This window comes from Micromonospora noduli (assembly GCF_003264365.1).
GTDB classification, from domain to species: domain Bacteria; phylum Actinomycetota; class Actinomycetes; order Mycobacteriales; family Micromonosporaceae; genus Micromonospora; species Micromonospora noduli.
Map to the genome: position 1 here is coordinate 1 of NZ_PYAK01000123.1, position 3,919 is coordinate 3,919.

The following is a 3,919-nucleotide window of genomic DNA, read 5'->3' on the forward strand; positions in this document are numbered from 1 at the left end:
ACCTGGGCGGCGTGCGCACGGGCGGCCGGGTGCCGCGCCGGCAGGTCGGTGGCGAGCGCCGCCACCGCGACCGCCAACTCCCGGTCACCCACCCGGGCCGCGGTACGCGCGGCGGCGCTGAGCACCGGCCAACCCTCCCGGGGCAGCAGCGGCAGGCTCTCGTCGGCCACCGCGACGCGGGCCGCCCGTACCGCCTCGACCTTGTCGTCCGCGGCCAGCGCCGCCTCGATCGCCAGCTCGTGCAGGGGCAGGCGGTGGTTCGGCCACAGGTACGGCCGGTTGAGGAAGGTGAGCGCCCGATCGACCAGCTCGTCGGCGCCCGGATGGGCGCGGGCCAGCCGCAGCCCGGCACCCAACTGGAGCCAGTGCAGACCGGTGACACCGGACAGGTCGATCCGGGCGGCCTCCGCACAGACCGCCTCGGCCTCGTCCCACCGGCCCAGCGCGATGAGCGCCTCGGCCCGGTTGGAGAGCAGGTACGCCCCGGTGGAGCGGCTGATCCCCACCCGTCGCGCCTCGGCCACACCGGCCTCGGCGGCCTGCGCGGACTCGGCGTAGCGGCCCAACTCGCAGAGCATGTCCGACTCGAACACCATGGCGAGCACCAGGGTCGGCGCGTCCCCCGCCGCACGGGCAGCGGCGGCCGCCTGGCCCAGCTCGGCCAGCCCGCCGGTCAGGTCCCGCTCGCCGTGGCAGAGCAGCGCGATCCGCGTGGACAGCAGGGCCACGTGTTCTCCGAGCTCCTCGGCGTCGGTGGCGGCCTCGGCTGCCACCCGGGCCGCCTTCTGCGGGTCGATCTTGACCAGGTGGGTGGCGATGTCGGCGAGCAGCCGGACCCGCTCCGCGCCGGGCGGGCCACCGGCCGCCAGCCGGTACGCCTCATCCAGCTCGCGGCTGCCGTCGCTCTTGCCGAGCAGGGCCATCAGTCGACCGCGCTGGTCCAGCAGGCGGGCGGCGCGCAGCGGCGCGGCGTCGACGTCCACCTCGGCCAGCCCGGCCCGGGTCAGGGTGATGGCCCGACTGAAGTCGCCGGCGGTGACCGCGGCGTCCAGGGTCTGCTCCAGCAACGCCAGGTGGTCCATTCCGAGCAGGTCGGCGGCGTCCGGCACCAGCTCCCACAACTCCAGCGCCCGCTCCAGCAGTCGGCGCTGCTCGGCGTACGCGTACCGGTCGGCGGCGGCGCACGCGGCGGCTCGTGCGGCGACGAGGGCGCGCGGGTGGTCGTGCGCGGCGTGCCAGTGGTGGGCGATCTCGGCCGGGGCGCGGCCGGCGGCGACCAGATGCGGCTGGGCCTCGATGGCGGCGGCGAAGCGGGCGTGCAGCCGGGCGTGCTCACCGGGCAACAACTCGTCGTGTACGGCCTCGCGGACCAGCGCGTGTCGGAACTCGTAGTCACCGTCCCGGTCGGCCACCACCAACTGGGCGGCGACGGCGGCGCGTAACGCGTCCTCCAGCTCGGTTTCGGGCAGCCCGGCGACCTCGGCGAGCAGGTCATGGGCGAAGCGGGTGCCGCCGGCCGCCGCGATCCGCAACACCCGCTGGGCCGGCTCGGGGAGCCGGTCCACCCGGGCCAGCAGCAGGTCACGCAGCGTCTCGGGGAGCGCCGCGCAGCCGATCGGGTCACCGGCGACGGCCAACTCCTCGATGAAGAAGGGGTTGCCCTGGGTGCGGTCGTGGACATCGTCGACGGCGCGGGCGAGCGGCTCGGCGCCGAGCAGGTCGGCGAGGATCGCGGCGGTGCCTTCGCGGTCCAGGCGAGCCAGCTCGACCCGCTCCACACCCCGGGCCCGATCCAGCTCGGCGAGGAACGGACGCAGCGGGTGCCCGCGCTGCAACTCGTCGGTGCGGTAGGTGCAGACCAGCAACAGCCGGCCCGGCCTCGCCGCCCGGACGAGGAAGCCGATCAGGTCGCGGGTGGAACGGTCGGCCCAGTGCAGGTCCTCGATGATCAGGACCAGCGGGCGAGCATCGGCCAGCCGCTGGAACAGCTCGGCGACCAGGTCGAACAGGTAGCCGCGCGGGGCGTCGCTGAGCGGGACGGCGCGCGGGGTGGTCAGCGCCGCAGAGGCGCGGCCCAGCTCCGGCAGGAGCGGGGCGAACTCCGCCTCGTAGCCGGCGAAGACCTCGGGGCCGTCGGCGCGGAGCACCGCCCGCAACGCGGCGGCGAACGGCGCGAACGGCAGACCCGCCTCGCCCAGCTCCAGGCACTGGCCGACGAGCACCCGTGCCGCGCCGTCGGTGGCCCAGCGGGCGAACTCCTCCAGCAGCCGGGTCTTACCCACACCCGCCTCGCCGCCGACCAGCACTGTGGTCGGCTCCCCGGCCCGTGCCCGGGACAGGGCGTCTCGCAGCGCCACGGTCTCGCGGTGGCGCCCGACGAGGACGGAGCTGGCGGCGCGTACGGTCACGTGTTCGAGCATGCCATGGCGGCCCACCCCGCCGGCCCCGCCGATCGGCCGGCGGCCGGGCGACGGGGTCGGATCGGGTCGACCGGCCAGTCCGCCGGGTGCGGGAGACGCGGCGGTCGCGCTGGACATGGCGGTCGCGCTGGACATGGCGGTCGCGCTGGACATGGCGGTCGCGCTGGACATGGCGGTCGCGCTGGACATGGCGGTCGCGCTGGGCGCGGTCACCGGCGGGCGTCGCCGGTGCGACCGGCCTGCCTGCGCCGGCCCAACCACCCGCGGCTGACCGGACGGGACAGCGACCGGGCGAGCCGGTCCGCGGCCGCGTCGGCGCGCAGCTCGGCGGCGTGGGTACGGTGCAGGGTGAGCAGGAAATCTGCGTCGTTGCCGAACATGTCGGGCTCCTTCGTGGGGTCGTCGTCTTCTGCTGACGACTCTCCGCGCGAAGGCCCCACCCGGGCATGGGCATGGCGCCTCATCTTCCCCGCCCACAGCCTCCTTACCCAGCCGCTCCAGGCGCGTACGGCGACGTAAGGTACTCAGCTGCCCCGGCACCCGGACGCGGATCAACCGGGCCGGCGGCGACCACTAGACTCTGCGGCATGGCAAAGCCCCAGGAGAAGGTCTCGTTCGGCCAGCGGCTGAAGCAGATCGGGATGGTGTTCCAGTTCACCGCCAAGCAGGACCGGTGGTTCGCGCCGCTGGTCGCCGCCGCGGTGCTCATCCCGCTCGCCCTCACCGTGGTCGCGGTCATCCTCTGGAGCTGGATCTGGCTGCCGATCGGCATCCTGTTCGTCCTGCTCGCGGTGCTGATCGTGCTCAACCTGCGGTCCAACAAGGCGATGATGAACGCCGCCGAGGGGCAACCCGGCGCGGCGGCGCAGATCATGGAGAACATGCGCGGCGACTGGCGGGTGACCCCGGCGGTCAGCTCGACCACCCAGATGGACATGGTCCACCTGGTGATCGGCCGCCCGGGCGTGATCCTGCTGGCCGAGGGCAACCCGCAGCGGGTGCGCGGCCTGCTCGGCCAGGAGAAGCGGCGGCTTTCCAAGGTGATCGGCTCCGCCCCCCTGCACGACTACGTGATCGGGCAGGAGGAGGGCGAGCTGCCGATCCGCAAGCTGCGGACGACGCTGCTGCGCCTGCCCCGCGCCCTCTCCGGCAAGGACGTCAACTCGCTGGACAAGCGACTCAAGGCGCTCACCGCCCGGCCACAGATGCCCAAGGGCGCGATCCCGAAGAACATGCGGCCGCCAGGCGCCTTCCGCCAGTCGCGGGGCCGCTGACCCCTCAGGTGTACGCGAAGGAGCCGGACCCGCACGGGTCCGGCTCCTTTACGTACACCCTCTTGTGCACCGGCCCTGACGCGCCGTCCGCCTCCGGTCCCTGGCCGCCCGCAGCCCCGCGCCCCGGCCTGGCCCGGCCCGCGCCACGCCCTGGTCTGGCGACCGCCCGGATCGACCTGCCGCCCCGGCCCAGCCCGCCGCCTAGGTCCCCGGCCCCGGCCCCGC

Annotated in this window: 3 protein-coding genes; 1 reads left to right on the forward strand and 2 read right to left on the reverse strand. The window is 74.9% G+C overall.

The window, feature by feature from the left end:
* A partial coding sequence (locus GUI43_RS33145; RefSeq protein ID WP_249037924.1) for an ATP-binding protein occupies positions 1-2,609 on the reverse strand: 2,609 nt, incomplete at its 3' end.
* 20 nt (positions 2,610-2,629) lie between these two features.
* Positions 2,630-2,800: a hypothetical protein gene (locus GUI43_RS34145; RefSeq protein ID WP_167362519.1), complete on the reverse strand. Its 171-nt coding sequence runs from the start codon at positions 2,798-2,800 to the stop codon at positions 2,630-2,632.
* 207 nt (positions 2,801-3,007) lie between these two features.
* On the opposite strand from GUI43_RS34145, the gene GUI43_RS33155 reads away from it, so the two are divergent.
* Entirely contained in the window at positions 3,008-3,694 is a 687-nt protein-coding gene (locus tag GUI43_RS33155; RefSeq protein WP_091407420.1) for a DUF4191 domain-containing protein, read from the forward strand.
* Positions 3,695-3,919 lie beyond the last annotated feature (225 nt).